Source organism: Nocardia sp. CA-120079, from assembly GCF_050955745.1.
Lineage (GTDB): Bacteria > Actinomycetota > Actinomycetes > Mycobacteriales > Mycobacteriaceae > Nocardia.
The window spans coordinates 8531290-8551235 of sequence record NZ_CP192088.1 but is presented as its reverse complement, the minus strand read 5'-3'; the positions used below and the strand labels follow the sequence as shown (position 1 = coordinate 8551235).

The 19946-nt window shown below is 67.2% G+C and carries 17 protein-coding genes; 8 read left to right on the top strand and 9 right to left on the bottom strand.

The features are described from left to right. Positions 1 to 150: 150 nt before the first annotated feature. The 4 genes from ACQPYR_RS38945 to ACQPYR_RS38930 all read right to left on the bottom strand — a co-directional run bounded on the left by ACQPYR_RS38945 (position 151) and on the right by ACQPYR_RS38930 (position 6973). On the bottom strand, positions 151 to 363 hold the full coding sequence (locus ACQPYR_RS38945; RefSeq protein ID WP_063039019.1) for a hypothetical protein: 213 nt from the start codon (positions 361 to 363) through the stop codon (positions 151 to 153). Beyond that, on the bottom strand, positions 356 to 2080 hold the full coding sequence (locus ACQPYR_RS38940) for a PspC domain-containing protein (RefSeq protein WP_433624502.1): 1725 nt from the start codon (positions 2078 to 2080) through the stop codon (positions 356 to 358). The genes ACQPYR_RS38945 and ACQPYR_RS38940 overlap by 8 nt, the downstream gene beginning before the upstream one ends. Before the next feature lie 90 nt (positions 2081 to 2170). After that, complete coding sequence (locus ACQPYR_RS38935) at positions 2171 to 6211, bottom strand: hypothetical protein (protein ID WP_433624500.1); 4041 nt, start codon at positions 6209 to 6211, stop codon at positions 2171 to 2173. 117 nt (positions 6212 to 6328) lie between these two features. Continuing rightward, complete coding sequence (locus ACQPYR_RS38930) at positions 6329 to 6973, bottom strand: MspA family porin (RefSeq protein WP_433624498.1); 645 nt, start codon at positions 6971 to 6973, stop codon at positions 6329 to 6331. A 508-nt stretch (positions 6974 to 7481) separates the two neighbouring features. Here ACQPYR_RS38930 and ACQPYR_RS38925 point away from each other — a divergent pair. Then, entirely contained in the window at positions 7482 to 8885 is a 1404-nt protein-coding gene (locus ACQPYR_RS38925; protein ID WP_433624496.1) for an ATP-binding protein, read from the top strand. 144 nt (positions 8886 to 9029) lie between these two features. Next, a complete protein-coding gene (locus tag ACQPYR_RS38920) occupies positions 9030 to 9665 on the top strand; it encodes a response regulator (RefSeq protein WP_040686746.1) in 636 nt (211 codons plus the stop codon). 11 nt (positions 9666 to 9676) lie between these two features. On the opposite strand, the gene ACQPYR_RS38915 is transcribed toward ACQPYR_RS38920, so the two are convergent. From ACQPYR_RS38915 to ACQPYR_RS38905, 3 genes are read right to left on the bottom strand one after another with little or no spacing between them, the layout of a single operon-like run. Further along, the gene (locus ACQPYR_RS38915; protein ID WP_433624494.1) at positions 9677 to 10804 is read right to left on the bottom strand and encodes a serine/threonine-protein kinase; all 1128 of its coding nucleotides are present in this window, start codon (positions 10802 to 10804) and stop codon (positions 9677 to 9679) included. A 53-nt stretch (positions 10805 to 10857) separates the two neighbouring features. Further along, complete coding sequence (locus ACQPYR_RS38910; RefSeq protein WP_433624492.1) at positions 10858 to 11709, bottom strand: phytanoyl-CoA dioxygenase family protein; 852 nt, start codon at positions 11707 to 11709, stop codon at positions 10858 to 10860. Then, positions 11706 to 12305 carry a TetR/AcrR family transcriptional regulator gene (locus tag ACQPYR_RS38905; RefSeq protein WP_433624490.1) on the bottom strand — a complete coding sequence of 200 codons (600 nt, stop codon included), beginning with the start codon at positions 12303 to 12305 and terminating at the stop codon, positions 11706 to 11708. Before ACQPYR_RS38905 ends, ACQPYR_RS38910 begins: the two co-directional genes overlap by 4 nt. Before the next feature lie 247 nt (positions 12306 to 12552). On the opposite strand from ACQPYR_RS38905, the gene ACQPYR_RS38900 reads away from it, so the two are divergent. Further along, positions 12553 to 13287 (top strand): hypothetical protein, encoded by a 735-nt coding sequence (locus ACQPYR_RS38900; protein WP_433624489.1) that lies wholly within the window; start codon positions 12553 to 12555, stop codon positions 13285 to 13287. Positions 13288 to 13434: 147 nt separating this feature from the next. Beyond that, positions 13435 to 15030 carry a DNA polymerase Y family protein gene (locus ACQPYR_RS38895; RefSeq protein WP_433624487.1) on the top strand — a complete coding sequence of 532 codons (1596 nt, stop codon included), beginning with the start codon at positions 13435 to 13437 and terminating at the stop codon, positions 15028 to 15030. Here ACQPYR_RS38895 and ACQPYR_RS38890 read toward each other — a convergent pair whose 3' ends face one another. Further along, positions 15031 to 15729 (bottom strand): class I SAM-dependent DNA methyltransferase, encoded by a 699-nt coding sequence (locus ACQPYR_RS38890; protein WP_433624485.1) that lies wholly within the window; start codon positions 15727 to 15729, stop codon positions 15031 to 15033. A gap of 281 nt (positions 15730 to 16010) precedes the next feature. Between ACQPYR_RS38890 and ACQPYR_RS38885 the strand changes: the two genes are divergently transcribed. Genes ACQPYR_RS38885 through ACQPYR_RS38875 form a run of 3 tightly spaced genes read left to right on the top strand, consistent with a single transcriptional unit; the run spans position 16011 to position 18091 of the window. Next, positions 16011 to 16778: an alpha/beta fold hydrolase gene (locus ACQPYR_RS38885; protein ID WP_433624483.1), complete on the top strand. Its 768-nt coding sequence runs from the start codon at positions 16011 to 16013 to the stop codon at positions 16776 to 16778. Between the two features lie 9 nt (positions 16779 to 16787). Beyond that, entirely contained in the window at positions 16788 to 17180 is a 393-nt protein-coding gene (locus ACQPYR_RS38880; RefSeq protein ID WP_433599622.1) for a YdeI/OmpD-associated family protein, read from the top strand. After that, a complete protein-coding gene (locus ACQPYR_RS38875; protein ID WP_433624481.1) occupies positions 17180 to 18091 on the top strand; it encodes a sucrase ferredoxin in 912 nt (303 codons plus the stop codon). Before ACQPYR_RS38880 ends, ACQPYR_RS38875 begins: the two co-directional genes overlap by 1 nt. A gap of 114 nt (positions 18092 to 18205) precedes the next feature. Here the strand turns inward: ACQPYR_RS38875 and ACQPYR_RS38870 are convergent, their stop codons facing one another. Further along, complete coding sequence (locus tag ACQPYR_RS38870; protein WP_433624479.1) at positions 18206 to 19189, bottom strand: SDR family NAD(P)-dependent oxidoreductase; 984 nt, start codon at positions 19187 to 19189, stop codon at positions 18206 to 18208. A gap of 265 nt (positions 19190 to 19454) precedes the next feature. Here ACQPYR_RS38870 and ACQPYR_RS38865 point away from each other — a divergent pair, with 265 nt between their 5' ends. Continuing rightward, the gene (locus tag ACQPYR_RS38865; RefSeq protein WP_433523064.1) at positions 19455 to 19910 is read left to right on the top strand and encodes a hypothetical protein; all 456 of its coding nucleotides are present in this window, start codon (positions 19455 to 19457) and stop codon (positions 19908 to 19910) included. Positions 19911 to 19946: the final 36 nt, after the last annotated feature.

Genomic DNA, 19946 nt, shown 5'->3' with positions numbered 1-19946 from the left:
CCGGCTCGGTGTCAGCGGCATGAAGCGGCCGATCGGGATTCCCGTATGGTCGGTCGGTTCGTCGTGGGTGTCGAACTGTTCCATGGGCATTGGCGTTGTGCTCCTCCGGAAAGCGAATGGCCCGTCCGTGGGACGGGCCATTCGGGGTGATCAGCGGGGTCTGCGCGGGGATATGACCAGGAAGATGCCGACCACGATGGCGGCGATCACGACGACCCAGCCGAGCGAGGCCACACCGGTGGCGGTCATGGTGGCCGGGCCGATGAAGGCCCAGATGCTCACGCCGAGGGCGAGCAGTCCGACGATCAGCAGGGAGACGGACGGTCCCCGCTTGGTGACGTTGTCATCGGTGGGGTCAGCCACGGTGCACCTCCGCATTGCCGGTCCGGACATGGACTTTCAGGTCGAGCACCGGCGCGCCGTCGGCATGCGGGCCGGTAATACCGGTGGGGCAGTTGACATCTCCCAGATTGACGGTGCAATCGGTGCGCACCGTCATGCCCTCGGGCAGCAGGATCCTGGCATCGCCGAGCCGAACCGCGATCTCGACGGTCCGGTTTTCGGTCAGGTTCAGCGACCGCAGATCCAATGTGCCTGTCCCCACCGTCAACTCGTACTTCGGGGCCAGGTCGGCCATCGAGGTCGGCGCCCAGGTGCGATCACCGACGGTGGCGCTGTCGAATTCGATGGGGCCGAGCAGCGAGGCCAGCACCACGAATCCGGCGAGCGGTGCGGTCAACACCAGCAGGCCGAAGCCGCGACGGAGGAATGCGCCGATCACCAGACCCAACCCGATCACCGCCAGCGCCACCGCGCCGATGCGTCCCGGTGTCATCCACTCGACGCCGGAGGCGGCCAGCGCACCCGCACCCGCGGCGGCCAGGATGGCCAGGCCGAGCACTACCGGGGTGAGCCGGGAGCGGGGGCGCTTCGGCGGGGGCGCGATGATGGTGCGGGTCGGGGCGGGTTCGGGGAGATCCCAGGCGAGTGGGGCTACGCCGAGGGGGTCCCAGGAGGGTGGGGTCAGGCCGGTGGGGGTCGCGGCCGTTGTGCGGGATGGGGGGGTGCTTGTGCGCGAAGCGGATTCGGTTCGCGATGAGCTGCCGCCGTTTTCCGAAGCGCCGTCGATGTTGCTCGTGCCGGGTGTTATGGCATGTGTGGTGTCGCCACCTGTTGCGCCGGACGCCGTGCTCGCGCCGGACGGGCCGCCGATCGTGTCCGGCGATTCGGGAGCGGCAATTCTCGGCGTTGCATTGTCGGGCGTTGTGGTCTCGGTGGGTGGTGCCGTGGTTCCCGCCTCGCCCTTGTCGAGCAGGACGGTGTCGGCATCTTCTTTACCCAGCAGGACGGTGTCGGGATCGGCCGGCGTAGCGGCCGCATCGATCGGCATGCCGGCCTTTTCGATCAGTTCGGTTTCAGCGTCGCCATTTTCGGCATCCGGTGAGCGAACTGGGTCCTGCGCAGGGGTATTCGGCGCCGCCTGGGCCGGAGCGTCCGGAACATATGCGTCCGGCAGCTTCGTGTACGGGGTGTACATGCTGCTCTCCGGCCCGTAGAAGTCGCCGGGCATCGTGCGCGGAGGGAATACGGCCCCGGGGTAGCCGGTCGCGGTGAGACCGCCGTCCAAGCCACCGAGCGAACTCGTGCCGGGCGGCGGCTGCGGATTTCGCATATGCAGCATCCACCAACCGGCCAGCAGCAGCGACATGCTGATCATGCCCGAGCCGGCCAGTCCGACGCCGACCGGTCCGATGGTGCTGACCGCGATGGCGAGTGCCACGATCAAAACGATGGTCTTGGTCTGTGACTGCGAGCTGTGCCCCTTGCCGAACAGCGACTCGGCCGCCGAGTATTGATCACCCGCCTCGTTGAACAGCAGCCAGGCGAGCAGGTAGAGCACAATGCCCGCCCCGCCGAAGATTGTCGACACCACGAGCGCGACCCGCACGAGCACCGGATCGATCCCGTAGCGCTGCCCGAACCCGGCCGCGACGCCCGCGATCGGACCTTGCCGCGGCAACCGGACGGGCCGCGACTGCCACATCTGGTGAATCTGATCGCCGAAGCTCGTTTTCGTCATGGTTTCCATGGTCGTGCTGACCAGCACTTCGGCGCATCGGGGGGAACCCTGAGAAAATCTCTGATCTCTTTGGACCAAGCGGTCTCTTGTTTAGTCGCAGGGCGGACGGTAGGAGAGTTGGGGCAGGTAGCGCTGCCAGAATTCGGGAGTCATGAGGGTGGCGGTGGCATGACAGATGCGTTCGATCGCGTGCTGCTCGTCCAGATCCCACAGTCGACGCTCGCCACCGCTGCTCGAGGCGGACAGATAGTCGCCTTGTGGATGGAACTGGATGAACCAGACGTTGGGGCCGGGCGGTGCGATGGAACTGGACATGAGGCGGGGATGACGGCGATCGGTGAAGTCCCACAACCGCACCAATCCGTCGTTTCCGCTGGTGGCCATGGTTTTGCCGTCGGGACTGAACGAGGTCGAGATGATCGCCAGATTATGTGCGGTGACCCGGTCACCGATCGGTTCGGGCGATGCCGGGTTACTGATGTCCCAGACCTGGAAGGTTTCGTTCGCCACGGTGACGGCGGTGCGGCCGTCGGGGTGCATGATCACGTCGAGCATCAGCGGCGAGTGCTCCGGCGGGGATGTACCCATCCGGACAGGGCGGTCCGGGTTCGAGATATCCCACAGAGTCAGCCTGGTTCGCAGGGCCATCGCCGGCGAACTCGGTTCGGACAGGGTCGACTCGATGATCGCGATGGTGGGCCCGGTCGGATTGAATCCGATGGCTTGGACCTGGGCGGGAGCCACGGATGTCGGTGTTCCGAGTGGCACCGGGCGGGAGCGGTCCGCAATGTTCGCGAGTTGGAAGGTATCGACCTTGGGATCCAGAGTCTGCGCCGCCAGCGTCCAGTCGCGGTTGAAGCTCAGGCGCGACCACTGCGACGATGCGGCCTGCCAGTCGCCCGATATCCGAAGGCGCTTCGGGTCGGACAGGTCGACAAGGAACATCGGCCCCGTCGGACCGTCCCGCGCTATCAGGGACTTTCCATCAGGGCTCAGGGCCCGGATCGATGATCCAGGTTTCGCCCGGAATTCCCCGATCCGGACTGGTTCCCGGGGGTTACCGGTATCCCATATGACGAATGTGCCGTCGCTGGAATCGCTCACCATCCGGGTGCCGGTGGCATCGAATATCGGGCTCCTGCCCCAATCGGTGTGTCCGTTGAGAACCGCAGGCGCCAGGGACCACAGCCGCACGACTCCCTCGGTGCCACCGACGGCCAAAATCTTTCCATCCGGTCTGAATGCCAGCCCCGTCGGTTCACCGGTACATCGGGTGGGAATTCTCGCGTCGTTGAGGCAGCGGGACGGAATCGCCGACAGCTGCGTGCCCAGCGGGGTCGGCTGCGCGGGATCGGCGATATTCCACAGTTTCGCTCCGGTGGCACCACCGGTCGCCAGTGTGTGGCCGTCCGGGCTGAAGGCGAGCAGGGGCACGGGCTGCTGAACCACGTTATCCACCAGCGGATTTCCGAGCGGGCGCGGGTGGGCGGGGTCATCGGCGGCCCACAGCTGGGTCACGCTGACGTAGGTGTGCCGTACGGTCAGGCGTGGACCGGCCAGAGCGAAGACGGTGTTGTCAGGGCTGAACCGGATTGCTTCGACATCGTGGGTCACCTCGAATGGTGTTCCAGCGCGGGTGATTTCCCCCGCGGCCGGGACGGACCACAATTCGACCGTAGCGATACTGCGGTCCCAGTCGCTGGTCGCGACCGCCAGTAGCCGCCCAGTGCCGCTGAACGCGAATGCGGACAGGTCCCGATCTCGCGGCGTGGGGATGAACCGACCCGGTATCGGTTCGGCCGGGTTGCCGACATCCCACAGGGTGATGCCTTTGTCGCGCATGGACCCGATTGCCAGCGTCCGTCCGTTCGGACTGAAGGACATCAGATAACCCGTGTCGCTGGTGGTCGTCGGCGGTGATCCGAAAAGCCGGGGATGCGCCGGATCACGGACATCCCACAGCTGCGGTCGTGCCGAAGTGCCGGTGGTCGCGAGCATCGTGCCATCCGGGTTGAATGCCATGGACGTTGCCCCGGAAGGGGATTCGCGTAAAGGCTCGCCCAGCGGGTGGGGATGTCGCGGATCGGCGACGTCCCAGAGGCGGATGGTGTTGTCGTTGCTCGCGGAAGCCAGCACCCGGCCATCGGGTCGGTACGCGATGGTCCTGATCCCCTCGTCGTGTGCGACAAATGGTGTTGCGAGGGTGAGGTTCTGGGTCGCGAGCAACCGTGCCCGCACCTCGGGATCGCCCGGCCTGAGTTGTCCGGCGACGAGATATAGCTGCGCGGACAGCGATGGATCGATTTGTTGTAGTCGATCCGCCTCTGCCAGTACGGATCCGAAGTTCTTGTCGTTGCGCTGCTGTTTGGTGAGCTCGACCTGCGCGTAGGCGACCGTGCCGAGTACGAGCAGGCCGACGCCGAGCATGGCGAGGACTACGCGGGTCACCGACGACCGTCGGCGGGTGTGCGTTCGCGCTGCTCGGGAATGCTCGAGGAAAGTGCGGATCTGGCCGCCGACCATGGGTGGATCGACATGACCGAGCGCGGTCTCGAGCCGGGTGCCCCGATAGAGCAGTGAGGGATCCTGTCCGGTCGAATCCCATTCCGCGGCATCGGCTTCCAACCGCTGCCGGACCAGGTAGCCGACGCGGTCCTCGTCGATCCAGGTGTGCAGTCGCGGCCAGGCGTCCAGCACGATCTCGTGGGTCAGGTACACCGAGTCGGAGTCGAGGGTGATCAGGCGGGTGCGGGCAAGCAGTTCCAGTGCGGCCGTGGCCGATACCGGGTCGGTGGTGCGTTGCAGCAGGTTCGGACGGACGGCGATGCGCCGGGTATCGCGCGAGTCATTGGCGACGGTAACGAGTCCGAGCAGCACATCCTTCGCGGAGCACTGCTGGGTATCGGATAGTTCGCTCCATGCCTGTTCGGCGGTGGCGGCGATGGAGCCGAGGACACCGCCGGCCCTGCGATATCCGGCGACGGTGAGTTTGCGGCCTTCGCGGTGCTGCCAGGTGGCGGCCATGACGTGCGACAGCAGCGGGAGTGCGCCGGGATCGTAGCTCTGCCGGTTCTCGTGATCGCCGAGTCCGCAGAGTTCGGTGATCACCAGTTCTGCCAGGCCGGACTCCAGTTCGAGCCCAGCGTGGTTGGCCGGCCCGATGAGTGCCCGGTCCAGTTCGTCCAGCCGCATGGGGCCGAGTAGATAGCTCCGGTGTTCGAGAGCGTGCTGCAGGATCGGGTAGTCGAGGCACTGGGCGTAGAAATCGGCGCGCAGGGCGATGACGACGGTGAGGGCATCCTCGGCCCGAGTCGCGCAGCGGTCCAAGACATTCAGGAAGGCTTCGCGCTCGCGTTCATCCGGGCAGGCGGTGAACAGCTCCTCGAACTGGTCCACGATGAGCAGTCGGCGTTGTTCGGCGCTCCACTGGTCGAGTGCCGTGCACACCTCGTCGGCGGATGGCTCGGCTGTCGGGTTGTCCGCGTGAAAAGCCTTGGCCAGCGCGCGCAGCGGCCTCACCCCGGGGGTCATCGTGGCGGTCGACCAGTTGTCGGTAACGGCGGGTATGAGTCCCGCCGCCAACAGCGAGGACTTGCCCGCACCCGATGCGCCGATCAGCACGACGACGCCATCCGCGTCGGCGGCGGAGCCCTGGACCAAATCGACGAGTTCGGCAGTGGATCGGGTTCTGCCGAAGAAGAGGTCCCGGTGCTGCTTGCGATACGAGGTGAGTCCTAGGTAGGGACAGCCCGCGTCGTCCTCGTCATTCGGAGTCCAGGTGATGGCGGCCTGCCAGAGCCGTTGCCACTCACGCACTTCCAGCAACTGCCGACTGGTCCGCGACTCGGCCTTCTTGGCCAGGTCGATCAGGGTGAGCACCACCGGAAGCAGCGATTCGAAGCGAGCCGGAACATTGCGGCCCGCCTTCCAATCGCTGATCCGCTGCACCGAAGCACTCGCGGTAGCCCGCGTACCCTGCGCGGCCCGCATCCTCGCTTCGGCCGCCGTGGCCACCCGTCGCAGCGTCGGATTGCCCGCGGCCGCATAGAGATCGGCGAATCGTTGCGCGAAAACCGCACGCGGTGATCGGATTTCCCCCCGGGCCTCGGCGGTGGTGTCCCCTGCTACCACGTGCGCCCGATCTTTTTGGGCGACACAGACATAGGGACAATCTAGCCGGTTCGAGGTGAGGTACGAGGCGGGCGGCGGTGCGATCGTCGATCGCACCGCCGCCCTCGAGTTGCCGGATTACAGGAAGATCCGGTCTCCTGTCACCGCGTCGGCGGCGGTGACCTCGGGTGTGTCGGCCGTGAGGGTCACATAGGACTGGATGGTGAGCGGGCCGCCGCAGTTCTTGACCACCAGGTGGTAGTCGTGGCTGACCAGATAGCCGGTGCCGCCCAGAGCCAGGTTCTTGGTGCCTACTTCGATCGGTTTGATCTCGCCGGGGCTGATCGACATGTCGAGGCTGACTCCGGCGTAGATCTTCGGGCCGATGCTGGCATCGAAGTTCGGCGAGGTCGAGTCGCCGCTGCCGCTGACACCGATGCTGAACCCGGCGTCGAAGCCGATCCCGGCCTGGATATCGACGGTGAGATCGAGATCGACCGCACAGGCGACCAGATAGCCCGCCTTCATGGTGCCCGTCGCATTCGCGGGGATGGTGCCGTAGAAGGTGTTGTCCAGGAACACCTCTCGGTTGGTCGGCATTCCGTTGAGCGGGGGGACCGGGCGGAACTGTTCGTCCATATGGCCCACGGTGAGCTCGAATCCCCCCGGACCCGAGTAGTTCTTCTCGTGCGGCGCCATCCCCTGGGCGGCGGCGAATGGCGTGCCCGCCAATGCGATTCCGACCGCGGTGGCGGCGGTGAGTAGTACCGACTTGATGTTCATGATTCCTCCCCGAACCTGTGCTCGGCCCCCTGCGGCACGAGTCCCCTGTGTTCAGTGGGACGTTTCCGACCCGGAAGAAACGTATGGCGCGAGACGGTGCGCTGCCGAGGCGATCGATCGGCGGCAGGTATGGAAAGTGCTGGTAGATACGGTGGCGACCAGTTATCCGGTCCGGCGGAATGCGAATCGGCTCGGTCTGGGCCCCTTGTCCGATCCGTGCCTCGCGTTACGGCTGAGCGGCGGATAAGAACGACAGGTCAGCGCGGGTTTCTTATCCGGACCGGACGCTCGGGCAGCCGTTATGGCCGATGCTCCGGTTGCGGGCGCACGGTGCGGGCCTCCATCTGGCTGCGTTCGGACGCCGATCCGGATGATCGAACTCGCGACGATGTCGTCGACGCTGCGCTGCGGCTGTTCATTCGAGCCTGATCGCCACTGCTCGCGAAGCGACGAAGATCAGGGTGATTCCTGATGGTCGGTGTCGGTGGGTCGTGCCAGTATCGAAGGCATGTACCCGTCCGTGCCCGCGTTCGATGCTGCTCGGGGGGCCGATCCCCGGGGTTTCGGCGCCGCGCCCGGGTTCGCGCCAGGCCCCGGCCGCTTCGGCGCCGCGCCGGCCCTGCCGCCGACACCGCCGTATCCGCGGATGGTGCGGCGTTCGGGTGGCCGGATCGTCGGCGGTGTCGCCGGCGGTATCGCCGATCACCTCGGGCTCGATGTGTTCAAGGTGCGGATGGCGTTCGTATTGCTGTCCGCGCTGGCGGGGGCGGGGATCGTCGCCTATGGGATGCTGTGGATCTTCACTCCGGGCGGCCATGATGCGGTGAAGCCGACCGGTAAGGAGCGTCGTCAGGCGATCGGGTTGGCCCTGCTCGGGCTCGGGCTCGCGGTCGGAGTGTCGTGGTTGTTCAGCGGTACCGCGGCGAAGGTGATCGTGCCGATCGTCGTGGTGGCGGTTGGTGCGGCGCTGGTGTGGCGCGAGTACGACACCGACGGTCCACGCTCGCTGCTCGGACTGCCCGCGCGCCCCTCGGTGGTGACCTGGTCGCGCATCGTCGCCGGGATCACCATGATCGTGCTCGGACTCGGCGTGGTGGTGCTGGCCAGGATCGATCTGAGCTCGCTCGGCTCCGCGCTGATCGCGGTGGCGGTCACATTGATCGGCGCCGGTCTGCTGACGGTGCCGCTGTGGCTGCGCATGATGCGCGCGCTGAATGCCGAGCGCGCGGCCCGCATTCGCAATGAGGAACGCGAGGAGATCGCGTCGCACCTGCATGATTCGGTGCTGCAGACGTTGGCGCTCATCCAGCGTCAGGCCGACGATCCGCAAGAGGTGGCCCGGCTGGCGCGCAGTCAGGAGCGGGAGCTGCGCCGCTGGCTCTTCGAGGATTCCGGGCCCGCGCAATCGAGTCTGGCCGCGGCGCTGCGCACGATCGCGGGCGAGGTCGAGGATCAGCACGGGGTGAAGGTGACTCCGGTCACTGTCGGCGATGTGACGATGGACGGTGCCGACAGCGGGTCCGGCCTGCCGAAGGAGCATTTCACCGCATTGCTCGGCGCGAGCCGGGAGGCGCTGGTGAATGCCGCCAAACATGCGGGCGTCCCGGAGATCGATCTGTTCGCCGAGGCGGAACCGCATCAGGTGAGCATCTTCGTGCGCGATCGCGGGGCCGGCTTCGATATCGCGGCGGTGCCGCAGGATCGGCGGGGTGTCGCGAAATCCATTCGCGCCAGAATCGAGCGGCGCGGCGGTCAGGTGGAGATCCTGTCCACGCCCGGTCGGGGCACCGAGGTGCGGATCATCATGCCGCGCACCGATTCCGGTGCCGATCGGGACCGGGCCGAGGCGGAACAGCCGGGCGGCGACGATCAGGTCGACGGAGTACGACAGCCAGTTCGCAACGCCAAGTGATCGCTCCGATGATGCGACGCAGGTCGTAGCTCGGATGACGACGGCTGCGGTGGCAATTGTGGTACCGATGAAGTGCGGGCGGCCTGCGGGCGGTCCGCGCGTCAGGGTGGGTCGACCACCGAGGGTGAGGAGAAGTAGGTGACCGTGCGGGTCTTTCTCGTCGATGATCACGCCGTATTCCGCTCGGGTGTGCGGGCCGAATTGAGCCGGGAGACCGATATGGAGGTCGTCGGAGAGGCCGGGGGCGTGGCCGAGGCGGTCGCCGGAATCAATGCCGCGCGTCCGGATGTCGTACTGCTCGATGTGCATATGCCCGACGGCGGCGGGGTCGCGGTGCTGGCCGGCATCGATGACGGCCCGGTGTGCCTGGCATTGAGCGTCTCCGATGCCGCCGAGGATGTGATCGCGGTGATCCGTGCGGGTGCGCGCGGCTATGTGACCAAGACGATCTCGGGATCCGAACTGGCTGATGGCATTCGGCGGGTCGCCGGTGGTGACGCGGTGTTCAGTCCGCGGTTGGCCGGTTTCGTGCTCGACTCGTTCACCGGCAAATCACCGGTCCCGGAACCGCCGCTGGATCCCGAACTGGATTCGCTCACCCCGCGTGAACTGGAAGTGCTGCGGCTGCTCGCCCGCGGCTACACCTATCGGGAAATCGCGGAGAAGCTCTATATCTCGGTGAAAACCGTCGAGACACACGCCTCCAACGTGCTCCGCAAGACTCAGCAGTCCAACCGCAACGCACTCACCCGCTGGGCGCACCGCCGCCGCATCGACTGAGCCGCTGCGGATCACATCATCGCGATGATGACGGCGATGATGAGGATCAGGCCGATCAGCAGGCCGATGGCGATGGCGAGCGGGGCATTGCTCGTTTCTTTCGACTTCGTCTTCGGGCGCTGGGGTGCGGCGGCCGCTGGACCCGACGGGTTGCTGCGGTGCGGGCGCGGCAGCGGAGTCGAGTGCGGGCTGCGCAGTCCCGATGCCGAGTTGCGGGCCGCCCATGCCGGAATGGTGCCGTCCTCGGTACGCACCGGAGCGCCGAGGATATATGGACCGGTGCCGGGACCGAATGCGGCGGTGAGGATTTCGTCCCGCGCCTCGGCCATGGTCGGCCTGCGTTGCGGGGCCGGTTCCATCATGTGCAGCAGCGCGTTGGTGAGCATGCCGCTGCGGCTGGGCGGGATGATCTGGGCCATGGCCGCGCGATAGACCACGGCATCGGTGTCGTCGTCCATACCGAACGGCGGTTGCCCCTCGATCGCGGTGTAGAGCGTGGCGCCGAGGGAGAACACGTCGCTGGCCGTGGTCGGCTGCGCGCCGCGCGCCACCTCCGGGGGGAGATAGGCGGGGGTGCCGGTGATCACGCCGTCCGGTTCGTCGGAGTTGTCGGTCGCACCACGTGAGATGCCGAAGTCGCTGAGCTTGGCCATGCCGACGACGGGTCCGCGGTCGGCGACGAGGATATTGCCCGGTTTGATATCGCGGTGCACGATGCCCGCGGCGTGCGCGGCGGCCAACGCATCGGCGACTTGTGCCCCGATCTGCGCCACCTCGATCGGCGGCAGTGCGTTCACCAGCGCCAATGCCCTTGCGACACTGCGTGATGGCAGATGTTCCATCACCAGCCACGGCTCGCCGGCCTCGAGCACCACGTCGTAGACGGCGATGGCGTGCTCATGCGAGAGCTTGGCCGCGACCCGGCCCTCGTGCATGATCTGGTTGCGGATCTCGTTGGCCTGCGCCTCCGGGAGTCCGGCGGTGGAGAGCACCTGTTTGATCGCGACGTCCCGGTTGAGCAGACGATCGTGTGCGAGCCATACCGCGCCCATACCGCCGCCGCCCAGTTTCGACTGCAGACGGTAGCGGCCGGCAACCAGATAATCGGGGCCGACAATGGGACGAGCGCGTTCGGTCACGGTGCGAGGGTAGCGGAAAACAAGGCCAGCTGGCCTGATTCGCGCCGTGCCGGTTATTGCGTCAGCAGGCGATCCGGGTGCATTCCGTCCACGATGCCGATGAAGGGTGGGTGAATGCTGTACCCGAGCATGCGCCGGATTTCGGGCGAGACCGCGCGCACCGTATCGCGACTGGTCGAGAGAGTGAAGGCCTCCTGCGTGCGCAACCACGGCTCGCAGTACTGCGCGGTGGCGGCCAATCGCGGGCTCGCCGAGCGGTTCGCGCCGCCGCCGTGCCAGAGAGTGCCGAGGAAGAAGACGCACGATCCGGCGGGCATGACACCGGGCACGCGGACGTCGTCCTCTTGCGGTTTCCGACCGTCCGGCCAGCGGTGACTGCCCGGGATCAGCATCGTCGCGCCGTTCTCGGCGGTGAATTCGTCGATCGCCCAGATGGTGGCCGCCGACAATGCTTTTCGTGGTCGCGGCACCGGATAGAAGCCGTCGTCGGGATGCAGGAGTTGGGCATTCTCGCCGGGGGCGATATTGATGATCTGTAACTGCGACAGCAGATATCCAGGCAGCAGAAGTCGATCCAATAGGGCGAGCACGCGGGGATGGTCGACCAGCCGATCGACCATGCGCGTCTTGCCGAGCACGCTGTAGAGCCGCTGAGTCCGGTGGCCCTCGAACGCATTTCGCCCATTCGGACCGAGTAAGGGCAGGAGTTCTTCGCGAAGTGCCGCGCACTGCGCCGAGTCGAGCAGGCCCTCGAGAATTACGTAGCCGTCGCGATCGAGGGCGGCGAGATCGGCGTCCACCTGCGCCGCGGAGACGTCGCGTACATCGTGGGCCGCGCGATGGGTCCGGGACAGGTCGCCTGCGAGGTCCTCGAGTCGTTCGACCTCTGGTTGTGCATTACTCATTGTTCTTCTTTCCCCGCGCCGGTTGCTCCGGCCACGAATTCCCATACTTGATCGGCGACGACGGCGCGGTCCGGGCGTGGACTGCGAGTGAGCGCCACCGCAACGGCCATGTGCACGCCACCGAGGACGGCCGCGACGAGCAATTCCGGATCGCGGTCCGCGGGCACCATGCCCTGGCGCTGGCCCTGCGCCATATTTCGGATGCCGACCTCGATCGCCTGCTGCAGCCGTTGCCGTTCCACGCCCGCCGCCTCGGCGTCACCGAATCGTCCGAGCGCGACGGGGGCGAGCGGATCGGCGTAGAGGAAGTTCACCCAGGCCACCACGCGCGCGTGTTCGCGCTCGCGCCAATCCTTTCCGGCGAATTCCGCATAGGTGACGGTTTCGCCGAGTCGGTCGTAGAAGTCGGTGATGACGGCGGTGAGCAGTCCGCTTCGCGAGCCGAAGTATCGGTAGGGCAGTCCGACGCTGACCCCGGCGCGGCGGGCTACGGCGGCCACCTCGAGTTCGCCGGTTTCGCTCAGCTCCGCATGCGCTGCCTCCAGCAGTCGCCTGCGTGCCGTCGCGCCGCGGCCGGACCATTCTTGCTCGCTCATGACTCCGATCATAAGTTGAGTTCAACTCAAAAACAACGAAGTGATCGCGCGTACTTGACGGAAATCGGGGGTGGGTTTCTACTGGGCGAGTATCGAACGTATATTCGATAGCGATCGATAGCTGGATCGGTGCTGAACTCTTGATCGTGGGGGTTCGGGCCGTGCTTCGCCTCGGGTCCATCGTTGGAAGTAGGTGGTTGTGATGGGTTCGGATGAGGATTCAGGGGCGGGGAGACGGCGGGACAGGATGCCGCCGAGGGATAAACCGACACTGGATGAGCTGCGCCGACGGATGGCGGCGATACCCGGGCGTGGGGAAGCGGCGGCCGAGCGGATTCCGCACGCCGCCGAATTGCGCAGGGAAGCGCTCGCGGTGCCGCCCGCCCTTGCGGAGCTGTTGCCTGATGGCGGCCTGGTCAAGGGTTCGGTGGTGGCCTATTCGGGTGCGAGTTCGCTGCTGGCCGGGTTGCTCGCCGCGGTGACCGAGGGCGGTGGGCATGCCGCGGTGGTCGGGGTGCCGCGGCTCGGGCTGCTCGCCGCGGTCGAGATGGGTGCGCAATTGCAGCGCCTCGCCGTCGTCGCCGATCCCGGCCCGGATCCGGTGGAGGTGGCCGCGGTGTTGCTCGACGGCCTCGATTTGGTGGTGCTCGGCCTCGCAGGCGCCGCCGTCGCTCCGTCCCGCACCCGTGTCATCGCCGCCCGCGCGCGCAGCAAAGGGGCCACCCTGGTGGTCACCGACGGTCGCTGGCCCAATCCGTCCCTGCGCGTGGACACCCGCATCGCCGGGTACGGCGGCCTCGGTGCGGGCCGCGGCCGCCTCCGCTCGCTCCGCTTGGAGGTCGCGGTCCGCGGCAAGGCGGGCCCACCCTGCCACGGCCGAATCGAACTGCGCCCCAGTGCGAGTCGAGTGGAATGGGTGGCACTGGAAACGGCGGCCGCGGCCGATGAAGTGACCGTCGAGGCGCGCGGTGCGGCGTCATGAGTCGGCCCGTCGCGCCATGCTCAGCGGCTTTTCCGTCGAGTCGGAGTTTCGACTCGGCGACGGGGCCGGAGCAAGTGAGGTGACGTTCCGTGCGTGCGGTGCGTCGGCGTGCCGGCTGCTGCGCGGGGTGTCCGGAGGGGTGGGGTGGTGATCCGGCCGAGTCGGGTGGGTGGGACGCGAGTGCTGGCGCTGTGGTGTCCGGACTGGTCGGCGGTGACGGCGGCGGCGGTGGCGCGGGTGCCTGCGACGCGGCCGGTGGCGGTGCTGTTCGCCAATAAGGTGGTGGAATGTTCGGCCATTGCCAGGGCTGAGGGGGTGCGGCGTGGGCTGACCAAGCGGGAGGCGCAGGCGCGGTGTCCGAATGTGTATGTCGCGCAGGTGGATCCGGATCGAGATGCGCGATTGTTCGAGCCGGTGGTGGCGGCCATCGATGCGACGGTGCCGGGAGTGGAGGTGCTGCGTCCCGGGCTGTTGGTGCTCGGTGCGCGGGGTGCGGCCCGATTTTTCGGATCCGAGGAGGCGGCGGCCGAACGGCTCGTCGACGCGGCCGCCGCGGTGGGAGTGGAGGCGCAGATCGGTATTGCCGACGAGTTGTCCACGGCGGTGATCGCCGCGCGTTTCGCCGCGATCGTGCCGCCCGGCGACGGTGCGCGATTCCTGGCGCCATTGCCGGTGCGCGAACTCGCGCTCGAACCGAGCCTGTCCGCACCGGAACGCATCGAGCTGGTGGATCTGCTGCATCGCTTGGGGTTACGGCGGATCGGTGATTTCGCCACACTGACCCCGATCGAGGTCACCTCGCGCTTCGGCGCCGACGCCGTGCTGGCGCATCGCTGTGCCAGGGCCGTGCCGGAACGTCCGCCGTCCGCACGTCGTCCGCCGAAGGACCTGGCGGTGCAGTATCGCTGCGAGCCGCCGATCGATCGGGTCGATGCCGCCGCCTTCGCGGGGCGCATGCTCGCCACCCAGTTGCACGAGGCGCTGTCCAATGCCTCGATGGCCTGCACCCGGCTATCGGTGCTCGCGGAAACCGAGGCGGGCGAACAACTTTCGCGCATCTGGCGATGCGCCGAACCACTGACCCCGGAGGGCACCGCGGATCGGGTGCGCTGGCAGCTGGACGGCTGGCTCACCCGCCGCGACCGACCCACCGCACCGATCACACTGCTGCGCCTGGAACCCGTCGAAGTCGTTGCGGCGAGCGCACTTCAGCTCGGTCTGTGGGGCGGCGTCGGGGAGGAGGACGAGCGGGCCCGCCGCGCCCTGATCCGGGTGCAGGGTCTGCTCGGCGGCGAAGCGGTCCGGGTCGGTGTGCTCAGCGGCGGCCGCGGACCCGCCGAACGCATCACCATGGTCGCCCTCGGTGACGAGCCGATTCCGGCCGCCGATCCGGCCCTGCCGTGGCCCGGCCGCCTGCCCCGCCCCGCACCCGCGGTGATCCTGGTGAACCGTCCGGTGGTGCGGCTGGAGGCCGCCGACGGAACGCCCGTGCAGGTCACCGACCGCGGCCTCTTCACCGCCGACCCCGCCCTGCTGCGTTGGGGCAGCAAGCAGTGGCCCCTTGCGGGCTGGGCCGGTCCGTGGCCGGTGGACGAACACTGGTGGACCCCGGAATCCGCCACCCTCTGCGCCGGAATCGCCGCCCGCATCCAGGTGCAGCTCGCGGGTGAACCGGCTGACGTCCGTGTCCTCCTGCTCATCTACAACGATCAGACCTGGCGCGCCGAGGGGCTTTACGACTGACTACGTGCGCGACCACACCAGCGCCAGCGTGAACGGATGTCCGCGCAGCTCCGCCCATTTCGGCTTGGCCGCGATCCATGCGTCATCCACCAGCGCCTCGGCCATCTCGGTGAGCACCCAGCCCGCCGCCGATGCCGCCGACACCTGCTCGCTGATCAAGTGCAGATGCGTGCTGATCGCAACCGGCTCACCGGACGCGGGGGTGTAGTGCGTCGGCATGCCGGTCACCATCATGAACTGCGGGTGATAGCTGACCGTGACACAGGTGCCGCCGGGTGCGGCCAGCCGCCGGGCTTCGGCGTAGAAGGGCGTCAACTCGTCCAAGTGCTCGTCGATCAGCGAGGAGATCACCAAATCGTATGCGCCACTTGTCAATCCGGTGTCACGGACGTCGGCCTTGGTGAGTGTGGTGTGCACCCCGCGCTCGCGTGCCCGCGCCAGCATTCCGGCACTCACATCGACGCCATCGATATGGCGAATTCCCCGCTCTCGCAACCAAGCTCCGGTCCGCCCGGTCCCGCAGCCGAGATCCGCGGCGCGGCGCACCCCACCCCAGTCCGGTCGCCGTAGTCGATTCAGCAGTGCGAGATCCATCTCGTCCATGACGGTCTGCTCATACGTCGGTGCCCATCCGTCGTACCCGGCGGCGACGTCAACGGTGCGATAGTTGCGGCGATCGAAGTCGGCGAAGGAGGGCATGGCCGCAGTATTGCCGCGATACCCCGGCCTTCGCCAGACAATTTCGGCACCGCACCCGCCGGGGCTCTGATTGCCGAGCAATGGGTGCCTTGACCATACGGCCCCGGTGACCACCACGGAGCGAGTCTTACGAGCGACCGTTCGCGGCCCGTCTCGCGTCCGAGCCGTCGAAGCGATGCGACGTAGTCGCGAGTCTCGACGGCTCGGACGCGAGACATCAGGGGGCCGCGAACACGCCGCGCCGCAGGCGCGGCAAATTCAACACTGTACTCTCGGAAATCGTGGATCTCGCGGTGACCAGGGCTGTGCTCGACGGCGTGCGGATCGCCTATCGGGATTCCGTGGTGGGCGATGGCGTGCCGGTGGTTCTGGTGCACGGTATGGGCGGGGACGGGTATACCTGGGATCGGTTCGCGCACATCTTGATGCGGGCCGGGCGGCGGGTGATCATTCCCGATCTGCGCGGGCACGGACGCAGTGCGCACACCGAGTCCTATCTGTTCGCCGAATTCGGCGCGGACGTGCTGAATCTCTGTGATCACCTCGAGCTGGACGCGGTGGATCTGGTCGGACATTCGCTGGGCGGCTACGCGGTTTCCTGTGTCGCGCAGGAACGGCCCGAACTGGTGCGGCGGCTGGTCATCGAGGAGTGCCCGATGCCGCTGCGTTCCGGCGATGAAGAGGTGAAGCTGACCCGTCGCTTCCCGACCATTCCCGAACTCTGGCACGCCACCACCAGCCTGATCCGGCATCCGCGCGCGGTGCTCGCCTTCGATCGCTCGATGACGCGGACCGCGCTCGAACAGTTCCGCAAGCCGAATCCGGAGTGGTGGGATCGGCTCTGCGACATCGCCGCGCCGACTCTGGTGCTGCGCGGCGGTCCCGGCGGCATGGTCGATCCGGAGAAGTTGGCGATTCTGCGCGACACCATCCCGAACTGCTCGGTGACCGCCTTCACCTGCGGTCACAGCATCCACCGCGACCGCTACCGCGAATTCGAGGCAGCCGTGCTGCCGTTCCTGGCGACGCTCTCACCCGCGGCTATCTAGAGTGAAGCGGTGCCCGCGCAAGACCGTCCGGTTCTGTTCTTCCCCGACGAGCAGTCGTTCCGCGACTGGCTGCTGACCAACCATGCCTCGGTGGACGGGGTCTGGCTGCGTTTCGCCAAAAAGGGCTCCGGACGCGTTTCGCTGAACCATGCCGGCGCGCTGCGGCAGGCGCTGTGCTTCGGCTGGATCGACGGGCAGGCGCGCGGTGAGGATGCGGAGTTCTGGCAGGTCGGCTTCACTCCGCGGCGCAAGCGCAGCCCATGGTCGCTGCGCAATATCGGCCTGGTCGCCGAGTTGATCGAGCAGGGGCTGATGCATCCGGCCGGACAGGCCGAGATCGATCGGGCCAAGGCCGACGGCCGCTGGGACGTGGCGCTCGCCGACGGACAGACGTTGGGCTGATGACCGGATTCGAAGGGATGCTCTGCTCGGCGGCGGCCGCGGTCGATGTGCCCTTGCCCGGCACGGCAACCCGGGTGACTGGGTGGTTGTGCGTCGAGCAGCCGGGCGCGTGGGGTCGGGATGTGATCGGTGATGAGGTGCTCGGTCAGGAGATCACCGCCGAACTCGCCGTCCGCACCGCCGCCGCGAAGGTTCGTCCGACGTTGATCCGGCGGCCGGGCCGCAACGAATTCACCGGTGTCCGAACGGTTTTGATCGCCAGTTCGCGTCCGCGGTATTCCTGGTGCGAACGCTTCGAGATCACCGACCTGAAGCAGTTGCTCGACCTGGACCTGAACCTGCTGAACGGTCCACCGCCGGGAATCGGTGCGCCCGTGCGCGATCCGTTGATCCTGGTGTGCGCGCACGGGAAGCGCGATCAGTGCTGCGCGCTGTTCGGCCGTCCGATCGCCGCGAATCTGGCCGCCGATTATCCGGACCGGGTCTGGGAGTGCTCGCATACCGGCGGTCATCGCTTCGCACCCGCCATGGTGCTGCTGCCGTCCGGACTGACCTACGGCCGCGTCGATACCGCGGCCGCCATCGCGGCGGTCGAAGCCGTGCAGCGCGGTGCGGTTTCATTGGACGGACTGCGTGGTCGCAGCGGTCATCATCCCGTCGAGCAGGTCGCGGAAATCGCAGTCCGCGAACAGGTTTCGGCACGTCTCGACGATCTCACCGCCAACATCGAAAATGATTCCGCCACAATCGATTCCGTACGGGCCGTGGTAACTCATCGCGACGGCCGCCGCTGGCAGGTGACAACCCGGACCGTCGAATTCCCGCCACGCCAAGCCAGTTGCGGTGCCGCCCCGAAACCGGTCACCGCGATTGTGGCCGACCGGATCCAGCCGTTGACCACAGTGGAGTAGCCCCCCTCGTCCTCGACTGAAACGACGAACGGGAAATGGTTGCGGCGAATCCACCGCAGCCATCTCCCGTTCGCGGCGACCTTTATCGCCCCCTGCGGGATGAAGGTCGCGGGCTTACCAGTGGGTGCCCGGCACCCAGCGTGCGGCGCGGCGCAGGGCGGTGCCGGTGACTCGGCGGGCCGTCGACTGATGACGCGGTTCATGTTGTGGCACAGGGGATTCCGCCGGTTCCTCGATATCGGCCTGCTCGCCCTTGGCGGCGGGGGAGTCGGGGAGGGCCCGGTAGTAGCGGTGCAGGATGCGGTCGCGCAGCTTCGGGGTGAGCAGTGCGCCGTATTCGGCGAAGGTGCCGAGCGGGACATCGATGCGCTTGGGCCGCTCGCTCAACGCGCGCACGATGGTGGCGGCCGCCCATTCGGGGGACTCCGAGGGACCCTGATCGCCGCTCGGGGTGATCATCGGGGTGCGCACCAGCGGCATGTGGATGGTGGTGAAGGTGACGCCGTCGGCCATGGTTTCGACCGCCGCGACCTCGGCGAACTTATCCAGCGCCGCCTTGCTCGCGAGGTAGGCGGCGAAGCGCGGCGTGGCCACCTGCACGCCCGCACTGCTGATATTGACGATGTGGCCGAACTTGCGCTCGCGCATCTGCGGCAGCAGCGCCAGCGTCAATCGCACGGCGCCGAAGTAGTTGACGGCCATGGTGCGTTCGAAATCGTGCAGCCGGTCGGTGGAGCGGTGGATGGCGCGACGGATCGAGCGGCCCGCGTTGTTCACCAGCATGTCGACGTGGCCGTGCTCGTCCAGGATGGTCTTGACGGCGTGGTCGACGGAGTCGGAATCGGTTACGTCGCACTGATATCCGTAGGCGCTGCCGCCCTCGGCCCGGATCTCTTCGACCACCGCCGTGAGTTCGTCGGCGCGCCGGGCGAGCAGGAAGACGAGGGCGCCCTTATCCGCGACGGCCAGCGCGGCGGCCCGGCCGATGCCGGAGGACGCGCCGGTAATGAGCACATGCCGCCCCGTCAGGTCGCGGTTGCGGCGATTGCGCCGGACCTGCCCGCGCAGGTCGGCGTCGTCAGCGGAAGCTCGGGTCATCGCTGCTCCTTTGCAGGTCGAGTTGGCATGAACTTACTCTGAAGTAAGTTTACCTGCCAAGTGCGCTCTGTTCGATTGGCGACATTCGCGGGCCCTCCGCGGTTACGCAAGCTGATCGTTTCGAGCGACCTGCAAGCAGTCGCTACGGCTACGCCTCCGGGCCCTTCGCTCGCGTCGCAGTGTCACGTCGAGCGTTCGAATCGGGCCACGCCGAGGTGTTCGAACCGGCCTCGAATCTATCGAACATATGTGCGATACTCTGCGCATGGCGGACGATCGGATGGCGGAAATCTTTGCCGCGGTGCGGCTCTCCGGCAGTGATCCGGAGGCGGCGCGGCGGATGCTGGCGGAACTGTGGGACGAGCTCGGCGACGGTGGAGATCCGTTGCAGCGCTGTGTGATTGCGCATCACCTCGCCGATCTGCAGGGCACGGCGGAAGGTGCGCTGCACTGGGATCAACGCGCGCTGGCCGCGGTATTCGGCCCGGGTGTTCCGCTCGATGAGGGGCTACGCGGATTCCTGCCCTCGCTCTACCTCAATCTCGCCGACAGTCACCGCCGCGTCGGCGACTTCGATGTGGCCTACATGCAGCTGACCATCGCTCGCGGCCATCTCGATGTACTCGCCAACGACGCCTATGGCGCCGTGATCCGCTCCAGCCTGGACAAGGTCGAGGCCGCGCTGGGCGAGAAGTCGATGGATCCGCTCCCGGCTGCCTGATTCGGCGGGTATCCACACCTCCTTCGTAGTTCGAAT

Excerpts from the sequence above, each read along its gene's own strand:
- ACQPYR_RS38940 (WP_433624502.1), bottom strand. The coding sequence starts at position 2,080 with ATGACGAAAACGAGCTTCGGCGATCAGATTCACCAGATGTGGCAGTCG.
- ACQPYR_RS38930 (WP_433624498.1), bottom strand. The coding sequence starts at position 6,973 with ATGAACATCAAGTCGGTACTACTCACCGCCGCCACCGCGGTCGGAATC.
- ACQPYR_RS38925 (WP_433624496.1), top strand. The coding sequence starts at position 7,482 with ATGTACCCGTCCGTGCCCGCGTTCGATGCTGCTCGGGGGGCCGATCCC.
- ACQPYR_RS38910 (WP_433624492.1), bottom strand. The coding sequence starts at position 11,709 with ATGAGTAATGCACAACCAGAGGTCGAACGACTCGAGGACCTCGCAGGC.
- ACQPYR_RS38905 (WP_433624490.1), bottom strand. The coding sequence starts at position 12,305 with ATGAGCGAGCAAGAATGGTCCGGCCGCGGCGCGACGGCACGCAGGCGA.
- ACQPYR_RS38900 (WP_433624489.1), top strand. The coding sequence starts at position 12,553 with ATGCCGCCGAGGGATAAACCGACACTGGATGAGCTGCGCCGACGGATG.
- ACQPYR_RS38890 (WP_433624485.1), bottom strand. The coding sequence starts at position 15,729 with ATGCCCTCCTTCGCCGACTTCGATCGCCGCAACTATCGCACCGTTGAC.
- ACQPYR_RS38875 (WP_433624481.1), top strand. The coding sequence starts at position 17,180 with ATGACCGGATTCGAAGGGATGCTCTGCTCGGCGGCGGCCGCGGTCGAT.
- ACQPYR_RS38870 (WP_433624479.1), bottom strand. The coding sequence starts at position 19,189 with ATGACCCGAGCTTCCGCTGACGACGCCGACCTGCGCGGGCAGGTCCGG.
- ACQPYR_RS38865 (WP_433523064.1), top strand. The coding sequence starts at position 19,455 with ATGGCGGACGATCGGATGGCGGAAATCTTTGCCGCGGTGCGGCTCTCC.